Raw genomic sequence first — 16,505 nt, forward strand, 5'->3', positions numbered from 1 at the left:
TGTCCGGGCGTAAACTAGGTTGCGCACGACGAACGCTCGCCTCAGGGTGGCGGGATGCGGGCCGGCCCCGCGAGGAGGATTTTCATGCGTCGTTTCATGCTTGCCCTTTCCACCGGCCTCGGCCTGATCTCGGCTCCCGTGCTGGCGCAGGACGCGCCCGATCCCGCTTCGGCGGTCACCTGCGAGGGCTGCAAGGAAGCGCTCGAGGCGGCGGTCGCGAACCCCGCGCGCCAGGCGGACGCCGCGCGCGACAAGTACCGCCACCCGGTCGAGACCCTGCTGTTCATGGGCGTCGCACCCGACATGAAGGTGGGCGAATACGCCCCGGGCGGCGAATGGTACTCGCACGTGCTCTCGACCTACCTTTCCGAGGAAGGGCACCTCACTGGCCTGTTCTTCAACCCCGACGTGGTGCCGATGGATGCCGCGAAGCTGAACGAGGCGGCCGCGGCCTTCCCGGGGCTCGTCGCCGGGGCGAGCGGCGCCGATCCCGATTCGATCTCGGCGATGACGCTCAAGGACGTGCCCGAGGCGGAGAAGGGCACTTATGACCGCATCCTGCTCTTCCGCATGCTCCACAACATGTTGCGCTGGAACGCGGCGGACAGCGAGATCCAGACGATGCGCGCGCTGCTCAAGCCAGACGGCCTGCTCGGCGTCATCCAGCACCGCGCCAAGGCCGACGCGCCCGACGCCTACGTCGATGGCAGCAAGGGCTACTTGCGCCAGGCCGACGTCGTCGCGCTGATGGAGCGCAACGGCTTCGAACTGGTCGCCAGCTCCGAAATCAACGCCAATCCCAAGGATACCGCGAATTGGCCGGGCGGCGTCTGGACCCTGCCTCCCCAACTCGCGCTCAAGGAGCAGGACCGCAAGAAGTACGAGGCGATCGGTGAAAGTGATCGCATGACGCTTCTTTTCCGCAAGCGCGACTGATAGCAGCGGCACCCATGAGCACCGTTACCGTCGCCGCACTCCAGCTTCCCCTCGGCTCGTCCAACGAGGCCGAGAACATCGCCGCCGTGTCCGCCCTCGTCGAAGAGGCCGCGGACAAGGGGGCGCAGATCATTCTGCCGCCCGAGCTGTTCTCCGGCCCCTATTTCTGCAAGACCGAGGAAGAGGAGCTCTTCGTACTCGCTCGGCCCACGCGCGAGCATCCCTCGGTGCTCGCGATGCAGGCGCTCGCCGCGAAGCGCAAGGTGACGATCCCGACCAGCTTTTTCGAAAAGGACGGGCACCACTACTACAATACCCTGGCCATGATCGGGCCCGACGGCGCGATCATGGGCACTTACCGCAAGAGCCACATTCCCGACGGTCCAGGCTATGAAGAGAAATACTACTTCCGCCCCGGGAACGATGGCTTCAAGGTCTGGGATGTGCCGGTGGGCGAGCGCACGGTGCGCATCGGCGTCGGCGTGTGCTGGGACCAGTGGTATCCCGAATGCGCGCGGGTGATGGCGCTGATGGGGGCCGAGCTGCTGTTCTACCCCACCGCCATCGGCACCGAGCCCTACGACGCCACGCTCGACACCAGCCGTATGTGGCGCCGCGCGATGATCGGCCATTCGGTGTCGAACTGCATGCCGGTGATCGCCGCCAACCGCATCGGTATCGAGGCCGAGTGCGGCAGCGAGCAGACCTTCTACGGCCACTCCTTCATTTCCGACGAATGGGGCGACTACGTCACCGAATTCGGCAAGGCGGAAAGCGGCGTTCTCGTGGCGACACTCGACCTTGCCCGGGCCGCGAAGCACCGTGCAGGCATGGGTTTCTTCCGCGACCGCCGACCGCAGCTCTACGGCCGTATCGCGCAGGATATCTGAGGCGGCATGTCCGGTTCGGTGCACGACGCGGGCGAGGCGAGGCAGCGCTATCTCCTGGCCCTTGGCTCCAACCGGACACACCATCGGTTCGGTACGCCGCGCCGGGTGCTCGAACACGCGCTTGGCAAGATCGAGCAGGAGCTCGGCGTGCTCGTGGCGGTCTCGCCGCTGATCGAGACGCCCCCGATCGGCCCCTCGCGTCGACGCTACATCAACGCCGCGGCCATCCTCGAGACGGATCGCATGCCGCCCCAGGTCATCGCGACCTTGCTTGCGATCGAAGCCCGCTTCGGGCGAAGGCGGCAGGGGCAGGCGTGGCAATCGCGCGTTCTCGACCTCGATATCGTGCTCTGGAGCAGCGGGCCCTTTGCGCTCGACGACGGGGAAACCTGCCTCGTTCTGCCGCATCCCGCCTACCGCCAGCGCGACTTCGTGCTCGGCCCGGCCCGCACGATCGCGGGCAACTGGCGCGACCCGCTCACAGGTTTGACCATCCGCCAGCAATTCGCGCGCTTGACCAAGCCTCGTCATGCCCTTAGGTGACCCTCCACCGGATGCGTAATCGCCATCGGGGGCCCTTAGCTCAGTCGGTAGAGCAACTGACTTTTAATCAGTAGGTCGCTGGTTCGAACCCAGCAGGGCTCACCATTCGAACCCAAGTCATTTCAATGACTTATGTTTGATCACTCTACCACATAAAGCCGCGGCCGGCCCGAAGTGTGACCATTTTTGTGACCTTGCCCTTCTGACTTTTCAGGCACTTGGCCGATTGGCTTTGTGTCCTCGAAAATCAGTTGGTCGGCAAAAGGCTGCAAATGCTTGACCGACATATGCGCATAGCGACGCACCATCGTGTCCGATTTCCAACCTCCCAACTCCTGAAGTACCCATGTGGGGACATCATTCTGCCGGAGCCAACTCGCCCAAGTGTGACGCAGATCGTGCCAACGAAAATTGGTGATCCCCGCGCGCTTGAGCGCATCTTTCCACGCTTTGGTGTTCACCTGGTTGATCGGCTTCCCCCGATAGGTGAATACGTGGTCCGTGTACTTTTCCTTACGCCTTGTGAGGACCGCCATAGCCAATTCGTTGAGCGGGACACCTAAAGCATTACCGTTCTTTGTCTCGCCATGTGCGATCATCACGATCTTGCGGCGAAGATCGACTTGCTCCCACGTCAGGCGCCTGATGTTGCCTTGCCGCAATCCGGTTGCGAGTGCGAACAGCATCATGTCCCGCTGGTGTTCCGGCAACTCCGCCAGAAGCCGTTCAGCTTGTGCGTGCGTCAACCAGCGCACCCGCGGCTGCTCGTTCCTGACATAGGTCTTGAACGCGGGCATCGTCTCGATCCATTCCCATTCCCGCATCGCGATCCGGAAGATGGCGCGGATGAGCGCCACATAAAGATCCTTGGTTCGCGGTGCGGTTTTTGCGAGATGGCGCGTAATCAAGCCATCGATCATATCCCGGCTTATTTGGTCCAACGTCTTGCCGCGCAGGAAACGAGTGAAAAATCGAATCCGAAACACGTCGTCCATGTAGGATTTCTTGTGCTTCTTTTCCTGCAACCATCGCAAAGCTGCCTCGTCCCATGTCCGCTTTGGCTTCTGCTTGAGCTTGGCAAGATCCCACAGCTGGGCCTTCAACTTGTCGTGGTATTCCTGGGCCTTTTTCCGGTCGGTCGTTCCAGTAGAATGTCTAAGGAGCGTTCCGTCCGGTGCTGTGAGTTTGACGTAGTATATGTCTGCACGCTTCCAGAGTGCCATTGTGCCTCCTTTCGGTCGGCACTCAGTCGCATCCGTGCGGGCGCAGAATATCGTGCCTGCACATCGGCGACAAGGTCGGCCTGCTGAAAGCGCCAGTCCCGCCCCAATTTGGCGCCGCGAATGATGCCTTCGCGAACATAAGATCGAAGAGTGTTCGGGTGGACGCCTATAAAGTCGGCAGCCTGCTTGAGGTTTAGCAGTGCCCCATGGTCAGGTGGTGGACTAACCACGTTCGGTCATTCTGAATTCGCCGTTAGACAAGCCTGTTTGGTGCTCCTGGAAAATTTTAGCGACACCCACGAGGTCAGTGGAGCAATACCTGATGGCTCCGTTTTTAAAGGTTGGCAGGGCGCGGATCTCGATTTCCATTCACACCTCCATCATGTTTTCACTATTGGAAACACAAAAGAATCGGCGATTCAAATGGTATCGGGACCAGTCTCGCTAGGACTGGCTGAGTCTAACTTGTCATCGGTTCGGAACGGGGGACTGTCCTCCATGGTGCTCAGGTCGGCTTGCTCCGGTGAGGTTTCGCTGTCTGTCAATAACATCGTCCTTGGCAAGTCGCGCAGCGCACACCGGTATCGTGGACGTATGGCGCTAGCCTTTTTGGCCGAACAGGTTGGCGAGGAAAACTCCTCCAATATCCGCGGCCTCTCGAGTGACAGTGTGACCAAGGCCGTCAATGACGGCGAGTTCGGCGTTATAGCCTGCATTTACCAGCCGCTCTTCAGCCAGACGGGCTTCTTCGATCGGCATGATCGGGTCGACTGTGCCGTTGATCATCAACAGCGGCGTTTGAGGCGCTGGAAAGGCAAAAGGCGCAGGCGAGGCAAGGCGCCCTGAGAGCGCAAGCACTCCACCCACCGGCCAGCGACCGGATACCACGCCATCAAGTGCCATGATACTTCCTTGCGAGAAGCCCACAAGCGCGACCCGGTCTAGCCGATCGTTCATCCCGTTCGCGGTGACGATCTCTTCCAGCACACGGTCGAACTCGTAACGTGCGGCGACGATTCGCTCTGCGCGATTGGCTTTGTTCACGCCACTCACGCTGAACCATTGTCGTCCTGCTCCGCCCTGGTCAAAAGCCTGAGGGCCGTCCGGTGCGGCAAAGGCGGTGTCGGGAAGACGTGCTTCCCATACCCGCGCGAGACCGGAAATATCCGCACCGCGGCTCCCGACGCCATGAAGGAAGATGACGAGCGTATCGGTCATACGTTCCCTCTCGTCGTTGGTGCGATCACATCATCGAGCCCAGGAAGATGGGGGCCGACAGGAACGATCAGCGTCGGGTTAAGTGCCTTGATCGAATAGTAGCCGCGCTTGATGTGGTCGATATTAACGGTCTCGCGCACGCCTGGGACAGTCAGCATGTGCGTCAGGTACTCGTTGAGGTGCGGGTAATCGCTGATGCGTCGAAGGTTGCACTTGAAGAGACTGAAATAGGCGGCGTCGAAACGCACCAGTGTCACGAAAAGGCGAATGTCCGCTTCGGTCAGATGGCTGCCTGTCAGGAAGGGACCAGTTCGTTCGAGGCGGTTCTCGAGCGCATCGAGCATGCCGAACACGTCCCGGAAAGCCTCTTCATAAGCCACCTGTGTGGTCGCAAAGCCAGCACGATACACACCATTGTTAAGGGCCGGGTAGATCGCCTCGTTGAGCGCATCGATGCTGTCGCGGAGGGCCAAGGGATAAAGGTCGACCGCCTCATCGGCGAGCCCGCCGAAACCGGTATTGAACATGCGCAGGATATCGGCCGATTCGTTGTTGACGATCGTATCGCGTTCCTTGTCCCAAAGCACCGGTACTGTAGCGCGACCGGTGTAGGACGGTTCAGCGCGCGTATAGAGTTCGTGGATGTAGCGCGCATCGTGGAGCGGATCGGAAGTGCTCCCTGGATAGTTGCCAAAGCCCCAGCCGAAATCGCCCAGCGTCGGCTCGACCACGGAGACAGAGATCGAGTCCTCGAGCCCCTTAAGCCTGCGCGCGATCAGGGTGCGCGAAGCCCACGGGCAGATCAGCGCGACATAGAGGTGATAGCGCCCTCTTTCAGCCTTGAAGCCGCCTTCGCCGGTAGGTCCAGCAGTGCCGTCGGGTGTGATCCAGTTGCGGAAACCCGAGACCTGACGCACGAAGCCGCCCTGTTCGTCGGTAGCCTGCACAGGCTGCCATTCGGCCGTCCACTTGCCATTTACGAGCATCGTTCGCTTTCCTTGTTCGTCATTTTCTGGTCGCGTTGAGTGCGACGCTAACCTTTACCGCACCAGCAACCGCCTCGGTCCCAGCGAACTGCCCCTGGCCAATGCCGAACCAACGGCGATCGATTGTAAGGTTGCCATCCATGTGTGCCAGCTTGCCGGTGATCACCAGCTTGAAGGGCAGGCTGGCGCGGCGGCTCACGCCGCGGATCGTAAGTGTCCCATCGGCGACATAGCGACCGTTGCCAAGCGCTTTGAATGCGCTCGAGCGAAACGTTGCCTGAGGAAAGGCACGGGTGTTGAACCAGTCGGGCGTGGGCAGGCTTTGGTCACGCGTTGCATCGCCGGTAGCAGCCGATGCGGTGTCAATGACTGCAGTTACGCTAGAGCCTGCAAGATTGTTCGGATCAAAGGCGATCCTTGCATCGAAGCGGCGAAACGTACCGTTCAACGGTTGCCCGTTCATGGCCGCGGTGAAAGCTACTTTGGAGTGGGCCTTGTCGACGTTCCAGCCGGGCGCGGGAGTGGCGGCGAAGGCCGGTGTACCACTGAGTAGGGCGGCGATGAACGCCAATCTTGTTGTCATTCGCATTGTGAAACCTTCGAGTGCTGTCACCGCGGTGCGGAAGAAAGAAACGGAACCATCCGGCCCAACACGCCATCGCGATTTAGAAACTGATGTTTGAGAGCCGCCGCGACATGAAGCGCGATGAGCGCCGAGCCGCCGAAGGCGAGGGAGACGTGAATCCAGCTGGCCCCACCCTCGACCGCGGTTTTGGGAGCTGCGGGAAGATCATGCAGGACGCCGATGTGCGGCCAGGGGATAGTATGCCAGAGCAGGGTTGGAATATTCAATGCGCTGGTCGAAACGAGGACCCAGCCGGTAAGTGGCATCCCGATCATCAGGGCATAAAAGAAGGCGTGCGTCGCGCTGGCAGCGAACCGTTCGAAGGCACCCATGCCTTCTGGCAGCGATGGGGGGCGATGCGTCAGGCGCCAAGCCAGCCGCACGAAACTGAGCACAAGCACCGTGATGCCGAATGATTTGTGCAACTGGAAGGCATCGAACTGGGCCAGACCTTCGAGAGTGCCCATGCGCCAGCCGAGATAGAGGTTGATGAGGATCATCAGCGCGATCGTCCAATGAAGGACCATCGCCACGAATGAATAGCGAGTGGGGAACTGGGGCTGCATGGCGGGAGCCTTAGAAAAAGGGGGCAGGTAGCCGCTTGATCACGGGCCGGCGGGAAAAGGCTGTTCCTGTTCCCCGCCGGACTTGCATCAGGGCTGCTTTTCGAAGGCGGCGGTGATGTCGATTCGAACTTCGTCGCTGACAGCTGGAACGTATTTGGTCACACCGAAATCCGAACGCTTGAGCGTTCCGGAGGCGCTAAAGCCCACCGTGTAGGCCTTATCCATCATGTTGACGCCGGCGCCGCCAAGCTTGGCGTCGAGCGTGAATGGCCTGCTGACGCCGTGCAGGGTGATCGTACCCGAGATACGCGCGGTGTTCGCGCTCGTCTGAACGACCTTGTTCGAGACGAAGCGGATCGTCGGATAGGTTGCTGCGTCGAACCAGTCGGCGCTCTTGAGTTCACCATCCAAGGTCGCGTTGGTGGTCGAGATTGCAGCCACGGGCAGTGAGACGTCGAGCTTGGTGTCCGCAAGGGCCTTGGGGTTGAGCGTCAGCGTGCCGCTGGCTCCCGGAATGACGCCAAAGAAGTCATTGAAACCGAAGTGGTTGACAGTGAAACGGGCGAGCGTGTGATTGGTCTCGACCTTGTAGGAGCCAGCCTGAATCGTTTCCGGTGCGGCTGGAGCGTCGGCAAAGACACTGCCTGAGAGCGACACGGCGGAAACGGCGGTCGCGGCGAGCAGGGCGGCAAGAGCATGTGACTTCATGATAGGAATTCCTCCGGTGGGCGGCAGCCTGTGCCGCTATTTCGACCGGAGCTTTCCGATCGGTGCGGCCCATATGGAGGAATTACGTCGGGTGTATAATCTGCTATTTTATTACATAACTATAAACCCATAGTTTAAAATGTGTCTGGAACTCCCAGAATGTGTGGCGCTACCAATCTTTCGCCAGGGAAGGCAGACGTTTGACAAGAAAGTCGATCCAGGCGCGGGTTTTGGCGGCCGGGCGGCGCGTGGGATGTGTCACGGTATGAATTGCGCCGAGATCGATTGGAGGGGCATCAAGCGCAAGTTCCACCAATTCACCAGCGGCTAAGCGCTGGGCTGTCATGAAACGCGGGGCATAGATAATCCCCTGCCCATGGCAAGCTGCGATCATCAGGGCTTCGCCGTTGTTGGCGCGCAGACTTCCGCGCACGGGGACCTGTAAACTGCCGTCCGCGCCGAAACCCCACATGTGTGTGCCGACGTGCGGAGCCAGAGTGTATCCGAGGCAATCGTGCACCGAAAGCTCGGCGACCGTGGTCGGGGTTCCTCGACGCGATAGATATTTGGGGGCGGCGCAGACTGATAGTCTGACCGGAGCCAATCGACGTGCGAGGAGGGCGCTGTCGGGTAGCCGTCCTATGCGGATCGCGACGTCCCAACGCTCTTCAAGCAAGTCTACATAACGGTCGTTTAGTCCCAACTCGATGATGACGCCGGGATGAACTTCCGCGAATTCCGCTATAAGGCCGGACAAGTGCATGACCCCGAACGTCGCCGGCGCACTGACCCGCAACAGCCCTTCGATCACGACCGCGCGTGCTGAAACTTCGTATTCGGCTTCGCGCAGATCTGAAATGATCCGTTCGGCTTGTTCCAGAAAGTGCGCTCCAGCCTCGGTCAGTGCAAGACGGCGCGTGGTTCGGTTGACGAGTGTCACACCGAGCCGGTCTTCGAGCGCTGCAAGGTGCTTTGCTGCCATCACGGCAGATATTCCAGCTTCGCGCGCTGCTGCCGAGAGCGAGCCCAACCGCATGGCGCGCACGAAAATTTCGATGCCAGTCAGTCGATCAGCCATTCGTCCTTCCTTTGCGATGCACGCTGTCGGTGCCGCTCAGGGGTATCTCCTGTCGGGTCCGATCGGGCAATCTTTAGAACCAAGCCCCTTCATATGGATGAAGTACAGGCGCCTGGCCGCAGCCAAGCTTGATGGACTATCTCGTCTTGGTGCAGAACCTGGGGATCGTGCAGGCCCTGCGTTCGATCACGGCAGCGTGGCTGCCAGCGTACGCCATCGCATCGAGTGCGCGCCTCAGGGAAGGGTGACCACGATCTTTCCTCCAGCTTGATTGGATTCCATGAGGCGATGCGCCTCGACGATTTGCTCAAATGGAAAAATCGCGCCGATCCGCGCTTCCAGGCGGTTGGCCGCGACAGCATCAAGCAGGTCCTGAAGCGGCAAATCCATGAACTCTTCAACTCCGCCTGAATACGTCGACAGATTGACGCCGGACGGGATGATTTCCATCGGTTCAAAATTCTCGATTACCCATGCATTGCCGACCATCCCAGCCATGCAGACCGTGCCGCCCTTGCGCGCAGATCGCAATGAATCGGCCAGAGTAGTCGTGCCGACAAGTTCGAGGACCTTGTCGACACCTCCCAGCATTTGATTGATGGAGCCTGCAATAGCTCCGTCATCGATGAGTGCATGGTCGGCGCCATTGGCAGTCAAAAGAGCGCAGGCAGCTTCTCTCCGCGTGGTCGCCACAACGTGGACGCCATGGGCCTTCGCGATGGCGCATGCCATCAATCCCACCGAAGTCGTTCCCCCGCGAATAAGCAAAGTTTCGCCCTCTCGGAGCTTCAAGGTGCCGAACAGCGCTCCCCACGCCGTTTGCAGCATTTCGGGCAATGCTGCCACTTGTGCCCACGGCAGATCACTTTGAAAGCTGCGGACCTGGGCTGCGGGAACGCAAGTGAATTGCGCATAACTACCATCGAACGCACGCCCCATTCCGCCCATGACGGTAGCGACCTTGGTTTTCGGGGCGAACTCGCCGCCGGGAGCGAGGGCGACTTCGCCGACCGCTTCGATGCCCAGAACGCGCGGAAATTTGACGTTGGGTGAATGACCCTGCCGGGTGAAAAGCTCTGAACGGTTGAGCCCAATGGCTCTGACTTTGATCAGCACCTCCCCTGCCTTGGGTGTCGGAACAGAGCGAGTTTCGAGCTTCAACGCATCAGGTCCGCCGGGTTGGTACACGACCGCGGCAACCATGGACCTTGGTTGGGAATCTGCTCTCATATCCTGTTCCTTACGTGATCTTGTCCGTTGGATCGCCAGGCGAGCTAAGGCTGTGGCGCCTGGCAAAGCTGGCGGGGAGGAGAACTATGCCTGATGCGCGCGTTTACAATCGACTTTTGGGCGCTGTACCGGATAAAGCGAGGCTCTTTGTCGACGTGAGCGCTCCAATATGATCGAAGATCCCTTGTCAGGAGTGACTGTCTTCGTGACTTGCGCGCGTGCTAGCAGCTTCACCGAGGCTGCCCAACGGCTCGGCATCACGAAATCCGCGGTAGGCAAGGCCATTGCGCGCCTGGAAACCAGGCTGGGTATAACGCTCTTCAATCGGTCTACGCGTGTCGTGCGCTTGACGGCGGACGGCGAGTCATATCTGGCAGCTTGTGTTTCTGCTTTGGAGGAGGTCACCGCCGCGCAAGACGCCTTGGCATCGTCGGGGACTATCTTGAGCGGTCGCGTGCGGATCGACATGCCGGTGGCTGTCGGGCGAAAAGTCTTGTTACCGATCCTGCTGGACATTGTTCAACCTCATCCAGGTCTGCGTCTGGCGCTGAGCTTCACGGATTCCTTGAGTGACTTGCTCGAGGACAAAGTTGATTTGGCGATCCGCTTTGGTGCGCTTGCCGATAGCAGTGTTCTAATCGCCCGCCGCTTGGCGGATCAGAAGCGCGTAATCTGCGCTGCCCCAGAATATCTGGATCGGGCAGGGCGGCCTCACGACTTGTCCGATCTTGATTTGCATGAATGCATTGTCGGATCACTGCAAGGCCCACCTACGGCCTGGCTGGTTAGCAACGGTGATCAAGTGGTAAAGCATGCACCAAGCCACTTCCATAATGTCAGTGATGGAGAGGCCATGGTCGATATGGCTCGCGCGGGCTTTGGGCTTATCCAGGTTCCCGAGGCGATGGTCCGCGACGACATCGCAGCCGGTAAACTTGAGGAAGTGCTGCATGGTTTTACTGGTCCGTCCATCCCCGTGCACGCCGTTTGGCCCCGGCAGGCGCACCTTAGCCCCCGTGTACGCCACATCGTCGATCGGCTTGTGATTGAAGCTGCAAAAGGGCGCCTCGGTTGAACATCTTGCGCAGCTTTCACTCCTTCGACGAACCTCGGAAGGCATGTATTGACGAATTTTGGGATACTCTCTTGTTCTGAGGTAGGGTCTTTATCGCAGCAATTCTACAATTAGATAAGTTGCGCAACGCTTGTGGCAGCCGCCATGCGCGACAAAGGATACCTCCATGAACAATGAAATCTATTCGATCTATCACCTTTCGATCCAGCCATCCGATTTCCCGGAATTCCTTACTCTAATTGGAAAAATCGTGGACGGCAGCTCGCAGGAGCCTGGCACTCTCACGTACGAATTCGTCGTTAACGCAGATAAGACGGCTGTACACATTCTCGAGCGCTATGCCATGGAAGGTCTCATCCCTCACGTCGAGCAGACATTCGCGCCGTTCGCCGAAGAATTCCTGCGTCTCTGCAAGATCGAGGCGCTCTATGTCTATGGCAACCCGACGGCACCCATTCGAGCAAAGCTCGATAGCTTTGGCGCAGTGTATCTTGCTCCTTTCGCCGGATTTACGCGTTCTTGAAACGCCTGCAGGTCCCGGTGTGAGGTTGCCGAGAGGCACGCTCGGGCTCAACCGCTTCGGTTGTCACTGGATTGGGTATGAGCTCGGCGCGTGTCTCCATCGGTCGTGAAGCCGCATCACGGACCGCGCAATCATCGCAATTATTCCAATTTTCGGAAGGCCGTTTCATGGCAGACCCCATTCTTGCAATGCTGGATCAGCGCAGCACAACAAATCTCTTCGATCCGCAGGTCCGTGTCGAGGATGCCCAAATTTCGGAATTGGTCCGTGTGGCCACGAAAGCGCCGACCGCGTTCAACCTTCAGAATTGGCGCTTCATCGCCGTTCGCTCAGAAGAAGGGAAGCAGCGCCTTCGTTCCTTGGCGTTCGGTCAGGAAAAAGTGGAAGATGCAGCCGTCACCTTCATTGTTTGCGGTGTGCTGCCGGAAAGTTCGGACGTACCTGTGCGTCTGGCGCCCATGGTTGAGGCTGGCTATATGCCGTCGGATCTGGTCGCCGGATGGATGCGCGGTGCTGACGGGCTTTATGATGGACAGCCTACGCGCCAGCGCGACGAGGCCGTTCGTTCCGCGACGTTCGGCGCCAGCGCGCTCATGTTTGCTGCCCGCGCCATCGGCTTGGGCTCGGCGCCCATGATCGGGTTTGATGCGGAAGGTGTGTCCCGGGGTTTTGCGCTCAAAGCCAACGAAATCCCGGTGATGCTTGTCGCAATAGGTGGGGCTATGGCGGAAAACTGGCCACAAAAGCCGCGCCGCGCAATCGACGAGGTGCTCGATTTCGTCTGACCTATGTCTGGGTGCGAAACTCCCGTCTCGACTGTATTTTTGCCGCCGACGGCAGGAGTTTCGCTTCAATTGTCTGTCGATTCCAAGCTGTAGTGATTGGTCGCGCATCAGCACCGTGGAGCGCTCAGCCGTCGTGCGGGCTCGACCAAGCCGCGATGAATCAAACCCACCGCAGCGTGGGACGACAAAGCTACGCCAGGCGGTGGCGCCACCCGCCTGGTATGTGTTCAGCCTTTGATCCAGGTTCCATCGCTTTGCGCATCAATCTCTATGTCGAATGTGCGCAGATAGTTTGATACCATTCTGTAGTATCCGGTGACGAGTACAGCATCGCTAAGGACTTCTACCGGAAAATGCCTGAGGGCGTGCTTGAAAAGTACGCCGGATGCTTTGCCTCGCTCAAGAATGGATTTGGCAAAGAGAAGGAGGGTCCGCTCGTCTTCTTCAAATGAACTGCTATCGTCAAGATGGCCTTCGGCAATCGCGATAAATTGTTTTGGGCGTACTCCGGCGGCTTGTCCTATGGAAACGTGTTGCTCCCATTCGTAGGCACAATCTTCAACCGTCGCGACGAGCAGGACAATCAGTTCCTTGTGATAATCTGAGATCGTCAGGTCACGAAAGACTGCATTGGTGAGGTCGACGACTGGAATAAAGGCGCCGACGCTGTGGCCAAGCATACGGAAAAAATTGACCTTTGTCGGTAATGCTTCGAATTTTTCCCGTACGGCCGAGGGCGCTTGCTCGAAGTTTGGGTAGTCGATCTGAATTTTTGAGCGGATAAGGTCATGTATTTCTGTTGTGTTGTTCATGTATTTTCTCCGTCATTCTTCGTAAATAACAATGATTATTGAAATAATTCTATTTTGTGGGTGGCGATGTTTTCTGGAAATTGTTTTTTGGTTGCCGCATGTGGGGCTCGGCTGACTTTTGTGCTTGATCCCCGTTCGGTGCTGCGCTTGGCACGAACCTGTTTATCGATTGGTAGCGGCCAATTGCCGTGTGAGAACTCCGTCCTGGATATGGCTTCGAAGTCTTCCAGGGGAAGGGGGGCAATTTCCACTCAATGTTGACTAGAGTGACACAATAACGGACCGCGTGTCGAAGGGGGTAGGGCTGGTGTGCCCGACGCGATGGATCGACAGATAGAATGTGGGAGCCTCCTCGGCTTCTCGCTGACTGCTGCGTACCGGCATGAAAAATGGGTTGACTGAGCAGTTTGCGACGCTGGCCGCCGACGCCCGAGGCGTACGTTCATTTTTCGTATCTTCCACAATTGGCAAGTGCTCGTGGGTTTGCTCGTGTAAGCACATGTAATTATTGTGAAGTTTATCGTTTTCTCTGTGCATCTTGGGGGCTGCTGCAGCGGCCAGTCTGGCGATCAGACGGTAAAAGCATTTCGAGGACGCTATGCGTCCGACAGAATGCAGGTTGCTCCGAGCAGCCTGGCTGCCCATTCTTGGCAATCGTCGAATTGAATAGAAGGGACAAGTCGCCAAGCCTGGAGAAGAATTGCATCGTCGTCGCTTTGGACTGGTCTCCTACCTTCCGGCGTCGGTCTTTACCTCAGCCTCATCCGTCCTGATGGAACGCCGTCAGGTAATGCGTTCTCGATCCTTTGAGGTCGTTAAGTGATTCCCCAAATCTTGACCGAAAATACGTCCCAATTGTACCATATGAGAGATTTGTGATGACCTATTTAGTCGAGCAAAAGACGTCACGGCGACGGCGCTGGCCTTATATTGTCACGTTGATCTTCGCGTTGGGTGTCTGTTTGCCTGGTGTCGTGGCGTTTTCTACGCCCTATCCGGCGATGGTCTGGATCGCACGACCCATCTTCGAGCAGGATTTGCCCGAAAATTCGCTGTCCCGACGGGCTCTGCAGTCTGTGCATATCAGTTCGCCGCATGTAATTGCGGTCGATGGTCAGCCTTCTGCGTCGGTAACATTTCTCACGCCATCAACTCTACCATCGCATCCCCTTCCGATCCTGATCTGGATTCATGGCGGTGGCTGGGTCGCAGGCTCAGCGCAGCAAATGAATGGCTACCTGTCCGTATTTGCTGAACGCGGATTCGTCGTGGCCAATATCGATTACTCACTGGCACCTGAACACCCTTATCCTACTGCGATAAAACAGGAAGTGTCGGCGCTGGACTATATTTACCAACATGCCACGCAAGTTGGCGGTGACCCTGAGCGCATGGCTATCGGGGGCGATTCTGCTGGGGCGCAAATGGCCGGACAACTTGCTGCCATGATCAGCGAGCCGGATTTTGCTCGCCAGGTCGGTGTTCGCATTGCGATGCCTCGCTCTGCGTTGAAGGCAGTGGTGTTGTATTGCGGTGTTTACAACATCGAAACGGCAGCAAAGACCGGTTTCCCGGCGATGAATACCTTCTTGTGGGCCTATACCGGGCGGCGTGACTATCAGGGTAGTGTGGCTGCGAACCAAATGAGCGTTGTTCGGCACGTTACGGGTAGATATCCGCCCGTCTACCTTACAGACGGGGACGCCGATCCCTTGGAAAGCCAGACCTACCAGCTTGACGCGGTCTTGCGGGGCAGCGGCGTTTCAGTGCACTCGCGCTACTGGACGTGGTCTGGTGCTCACTTGCCGCATGAGTATCAATTTGACCTGAATACTCCGCAGGGAAAAGTGGTTCTTGATGACGTATTCAGGTTTCTCTCGGAAAGGGTGGCGAAGTGATTAAGAAAATTAGGTCTGCTGCTTTTTGGGCGATCATTTCGGCAATTTCTCTGGTTTTCGCTGTGGCATTTTATCTGATATTTGTAATATTTTTCGTCTAATGGGCAATTATGTTTTATTAATTCCCATGGGAAAATGGTGTAGGGAACATAAGGAGGGGTAGGATGGCTAGACTGGCGATGCTCGCATTTGGAGCTGGCGCAATGCTGCTCAATTTCAATGCCATGGCAAAGGAGCCAAGTTCGCAAATGTCGTCGTATCAAATCGATCAGGGCGAAGAAATCCCTGAGCGCGTGAAGGCCGCGATACAGGAGATGATAGACAGCGGAAGTGGGGCTTTCGCGGTCGCTATTGGTCGAGATGGGCAAGTGACACGCCGAATTCATGTCGGCGACATCGCCCCAAGTACACAATATCCAATCGCATCAGCCTCCAAGTTCCTGACTGCGGCCACCGTCATGGCGGTCGTGGACGATGGCAAAATCTCGCTTGATGCCCCGATTTCCAAGTGGCTGCCGAACCTTTCAGCCGAGGCGGGCGACCTGACGCTTCGTCAACTTTTATCCCAAACTGCCGGCTTGCCTCAGCCACCCGACAAGGACGAATTTTCTCAGAACTTTCGAACGCCGCTAACCGAAGCCGCAAGGACACTGCTTCAGACGCCGCTGCAAACTTCGCCGGGGAAGGTCTTTAAATATGGCGGCCCGGGGTTCCAGGTGGCTGGCGCCGTCGTGGAAGCGGCAACAGGTCAGCCGTGGGCGCGCGTCTTCGACGAGAAGATTGCAGGGCCTCTGGGGATGACCCGAACGTTCTGGACGCACCTGGAAAAAGCTTCGGACGGCGGGCTTCTTCCTGTCGCGGCTACCTTGAACCCAACTTTGCAGGGTGGTGTCGTCAGTACGTCCGAGGACTACATGAAGTTTCTCGCCATGATGGCCCAGGGTGGACTCTATAAGGGGCAGAGAATTCTCTCAAGCGCGGCAGTTGATGCCATGTTGTCGGACCAGACACCTTCGGCGCAAATGACGCCAACTGGCGCGAGCGTTCTGGAAGACGCGCATTACGGCCTGGGAAATTGGTGTGAGACATGGGATGCGGACGGAAAATGCAACCGAAACTCCAGCATAGGCGCTTGGGGAGTCTATCCCTGGGTTGAGCGACATTCCAGACACTTCGGAATTATCTTTATTTATAATCAAAAGGATGCCTTCAGGCATTGGCCACAGATGCAACAAATTCGCGATGGACTTTGAGATCAGTCGAAGGCTCGTGATATATCAATCCAAAAAGGCCGGGCTGCTTGCTGCAGCCCGGCCTTTTCAATTGTCGCTGTCTTGCGATCTTTGATTTTCTCTCTTGCGTGAAGATATGGGGTGGGGCCAACCAACCGTGGGAGGAGGCATTGGTCA

Annotated in this window: 18 protein-coding genes, 1 tRNA gene and 1 pseudogene; 9 read left to right on the forward strand and 11 right to left on the reverse strand. The window is 58.1% G+C overall.

All coding sequences use genetic code 11. From position 1 onward, the window contains the following. Nucleotides 1-84: 84 nt before the first annotated feature. The 4 genes from HT136_RS02755 (at nt 85) to HT136_RS02770 (ending at nt 2,474) form a co-directional block, all read left to right on the forward strand. Nucleotides 85-936, forward strand: a complete 852-nt coding sequence (locus HT136_RS02755) for a class I SAM-dependent methyltransferase (protein WP_214197587.1) — start codon at nt 85-87, stop codon at nt 934-936. Nucleotides 937-950: 14 nt separating this feature from the next. Then, entirely contained in the window at nt 951-1,826 is an 876-nt protein-coding gene (aguB, locus tag HT136_RS02760) for an N-carbamoylputrescine amidase (RefSeq protein WP_214197589.1), read from the forward strand. A gap of 6 nt (nt 1,827-1,832) precedes the next feature. After that, nucleotides 1,833-2,369, forward strand: a complete 537-nt coding sequence (gene folK / locus HT136_RS02765; RefSeq protein ID WP_214197591.1) for a 2-amino-4-hydroxy-6-hydroxymethyldihydropteridine diphosphokinase — start codon at nt 1,833-1,835, stop codon at nt 2,367-2,369. Between the two features lie 29 nt (nt 2,370-2,398). Next, nucleotides 2,399-2,474: transfer RNA gene (locus HT136_RS02770), tRNA-Lys, on the forward strand. 35 nt (nt 2,475-2,509) lie between these two features. Here HT136_RS02770 and HT136_RS02775 read toward each other — a convergent pair. The 10 genes and pseudogenes from HT136_RS02775 to HT136_RS02820 form a co-directional block, all read right to left on the reverse strand. Beyond that, complete coding sequence (locus HT136_RS02775; RefSeq protein ID WP_246543299.1) at nt 2,510-3,592, reverse strand: tyrosine-type recombinase/integrase; 1,083 nt, start codon at nt 3,590-3,592, stop codon at nt 2,510-2,512. 77 nt (nt 3,593-3,669) lie between these two features. Beyond that, a pseudogene (locus HT136_RS26700) lies at nt 3,670-3,822 on the reverse strand (helix-turn-helix domain-containing protein); the annotation flags it as partial. Continuing rightward, on the reverse strand, nt 3,815-3,961 hold the full coding sequence (locus HT136_RS02785) for a hypothetical protein (protein WP_214197597.1): 147 nt from the start codon (nt 3,959-3,961) through the stop codon (nt 3,815-3,817). The gene HT136_RS02785 and the pseudogene HT136_RS26700, both read right to left, overlap by 8 nt. A gap of 231 nt (nt 3,962-4,192) precedes the next feature. Continuing rightward, nucleotides 4,193-4,810 carry an alpha/beta hydrolase gene (locus HT136_RS02790; RefSeq protein WP_214197598.1) on the reverse strand — a complete coding sequence of 206 codons (618 nt, stop codon included), beginning with the start codon at nt 4,808-4,810 and terminating at the stop codon, nt 4,193-4,195. Beyond that, nucleotides 4,807-5,796, reverse strand: coding sequence for a glutathione S-transferase family protein (locus tag HT136_RS02795; RefSeq protein WP_214197600.1), 990 nt, complete (start codon nt 5,794-5,796; stop codon nt 4,807-4,809). The genes HT136_RS02790 and HT136_RS02795 overlap by 4 nt, the downstream gene beginning before the upstream one ends. 19 nt (nt 5,797-5,815) lie before the next feature. Continuing rightward, nucleotides 5,816-6,367: a YceI family protein gene (locus tag HT136_RS02800; protein WP_214197602.1), complete on the reverse strand. Its 552-nt coding sequence runs from the start codon at nt 6,365-6,367 to the stop codon at nt 5,816-5,818. 38 nt (nt 6,368-6,405) lie between these two features. Beyond that, entirely contained in the window at nt 6,406-6,987 is a 582-nt protein-coding gene (locus HT136_RS02805; RefSeq protein WP_214197604.1) for a cytochrome b, read from the reverse strand. A gap of 87 nt (nt 6,988-7,074) precedes the next feature. Continuing rightward, the gene (locus tag HT136_RS02810; protein WP_214197605.1) at nt 7,075-7,695 is read right to left on the reverse strand and encodes a YceI family protein; all 621 of its coding nucleotides are present in this window, start codon (nt 7,693-7,695) and stop codon (nt 7,075-7,077) included. Nucleotides 7,696-7,864: 169 nt separating this feature from the next. Continuing rightward, nucleotides 7,865-8,773, reverse strand: a complete 909-nt coding sequence (locus HT136_RS02815) for a LysR family transcriptional regulator (RefSeq protein WP_214197608.1) — start codon at nt 8,771-8,773, stop codon at nt 7,865-7,867. 234 nt (nt 8,774-9,007) lie between these two features. Beyond that, the gene (locus HT136_RS02820; protein WP_214197610.1) at nt 9,008-10,003 is read right to left on the reverse strand and encodes a zinc-binding alcohol dehydrogenase family protein; all 996 of its coding nucleotides are present in this window, start codon (nt 10,001-10,003) and stop codon (nt 9,008-9,010) included. Between the two features lie 169 nt (nt 10,004-10,172). On the opposite strand from HT136_RS02820, the gene HT136_RS02825 reads away from it, so the two are divergent. The 3 genes from HT136_RS02825 to HT136_RS02835 all read left to right on the forward strand — a co-directional run bounded on the left by HT136_RS02825 (nt 10,173) and on the right by HT136_RS02835 (nt 12,386). After that, complete coding sequence (locus HT136_RS02825; RefSeq protein ID WP_214197612.1) at nt 10,173-11,078, forward strand: LysR family transcriptional regulator; 906 nt, start codon at nt 10,173-10,175, stop codon at nt 11,076-11,078. A 166-nt stretch (nt 11,079-11,244) separates the two neighbouring features. Further along, entirely contained in the window at nt 11,245-11,601 is a 357-nt protein-coding gene (locus HT136_RS02830; protein WP_214197613.1) for a putative quinol monooxygenase, read from the forward strand. Nucleotides 11,602-11,678: 77 nt separating this feature from the next. Then, nucleotides 11,679-12,386 carry a nitroreductase family protein gene (locus tag HT136_RS02835; RefSeq protein ID WP_246543300.1) on the forward strand — a complete coding sequence of 236 codons (708 nt, stop codon included), beginning with the start codon at nt 11,679-11,681 and terminating at the stop codon, nt 12,384-12,386. A 227-nt stretch (nt 12,387-12,613) separates the two neighbouring features. Here the strand turns inward: HT136_RS02835 and HT136_RS02840 are convergent, their stop codons facing one another. Then, the gene (locus tag HT136_RS02840; protein ID WP_214197615.1) at nt 12,614-13,198 is read right to left on the reverse strand and encodes a carboxymuconolactone decarboxylase family protein; all 585 of its coding nucleotides are present in this window, start codon (nt 13,196-13,198) and stop codon (nt 12,614-12,616) included. Between the two features lie 878 nt (nt 13,199-14,076). On the opposite strand from HT136_RS02840, the gene HT136_RS02845 reads away from it, so the two are divergent. Together HT136_RS02845 and HT136_RS02850 are read left to right on the forward strand one after the other, a co-directional pair. Then, entirely contained in the window at nt 14,077-15,096 is a 1,020-nt protein-coding gene (locus HT136_RS02845; protein WP_214197617.1) for an alpha/beta hydrolase, read from the forward strand. A gap of 164 nt (nt 15,097-15,260) precedes the next feature. Beyond that, nucleotides 15,261-16,349 carry a serine hydrolase domain-containing protein gene (locus HT136_RS02850; RefSeq protein ID WP_214197619.1) on the forward strand — a complete coding sequence of 363 codons (1,089 nt, stop codon included), beginning with the start codon at nt 15,261-15,263 and terminating at the stop codon, nt 16,347-16,349. Nucleotides 16,350-16,505 lie beyond the last annotated feature (156 nt).

The sequence above is a fragment of the Novosphingobium profundi genome (assembly GCF_018491765.1).
GTDB classification, from domain to species: domain Bacteria; phylum Pseudomonadota; class Alphaproteobacteria; order Sphingomonadales; family Sphingomonadaceae; genus Novosphingobium; species Novosphingobium profundi.

Coding starts and splice junctions, on each gene's coding strand:
- HT136_RS02755 (WP_214197587.1), top strand. CDS start 85: ATGCGTCGTTTCATGCTTGCCCTTTCCACCGGCCTCGGCCTGATCTCG.
- aguB (WP_214197589.1), top strand. CDS start 951: ATGAGCACCGTTACCGTCGCCGCACTCCAGCTTCCCCTCGGCTCGTCC.
- folK (WP_214197591.1), top strand. CDS start 1,833: ATGTCCGGTTCGGTGCACGACGCGGGCGAGGCGAGGCAGCGCTATCTC.
- HT136_RS02775 (WP_246543299.1), bottom strand. CDS start 3,592: ATGGCACTCTGGAAGCGTGCAGACATATACTACGTCAAACTCACAGCA.
- HT136_RS02785 (WP_214197597.1), bottom strand. CDS start 3,961: ATGGAAATCGAGATCCGCGCCCTGCCAACCTTTAAAAACGGAGCCATC.
- HT136_RS02790 (WP_214197598.1), bottom strand. CDS start 4,810: ATGACCGATACGCTCGTCATCTTCCTTCATGGCGTCGGGAGCCGCGGT.
- HT136_RS02795 (WP_214197600.1), bottom strand. CDS start 5,796: ATGCTCGTAAATGGCAAGTGGACGGCCGAATGGCAGCCTGTGCAGGCT.
- HT136_RS02805 (WP_214197604.1), bottom strand. CDS start 6,987: ATGCAGCCCCAGTTCCCCACTCGCTATTCATTCGTGGCGATGGTCCTT.
- HT136_RS02810 (WP_214197605.1), bottom strand. CDS start 7,695: ATGAAGTCACATGCTCTTGCCGCCCTGCTCGCCGCGACCGCCGTTTCC.
- HT136_RS02815 (WP_214197608.1), bottom strand. CDS start 8,773: ATGGCTGATCGACTGACTGGCATCGAAATTTTCGTGCGCGCCATGCGG.
- HT136_RS02820 (WP_214197610.1), bottom strand. CDS start 10,003: ATGAGAGCAGATTCCCAACCAAGGTCCATGGTTGCCGCGGTCGTGTAC.
- HT136_RS02825 (WP_214197612.1), top strand. CDS start 10,173: ATGATCGAAGATCCCTTGTCAGGAGTGACTGTCTTCGTGACTTGCGCG.
- HT136_RS02830 (WP_214197613.1), top strand. CDS start 11,245: ATGAACAATGAAATCTATTCGATCTATCACCTTTCGATCCAGCCATCC.
- HT136_RS02835 (WP_246543300.1), top strand. CDS start 11,679: ATGAGCTCGGCGCGTGTCTCCATCGGTCGTGAAGCCGCATCACGGACC.
- HT136_RS02840 (WP_214197615.1), bottom strand. CDS start 13,198: ATGAACAACACAACAGAAATACATGACCTTATCCGCTCAAAAATTCAG.
- HT136_RS02845 (WP_214197617.1), top strand. CDS start 14,077: ATGACCTATTTAGTCGAGCAAAAGACGTCACGGCGACGGCGCTGGCCT.
- HT136_RS02850 (WP_214197619.1), top strand. CDS start 15,261: ATGGCTAGACTGGCGATGCTCGCATTTGGAGCTGGCGCAATGCTGCTC.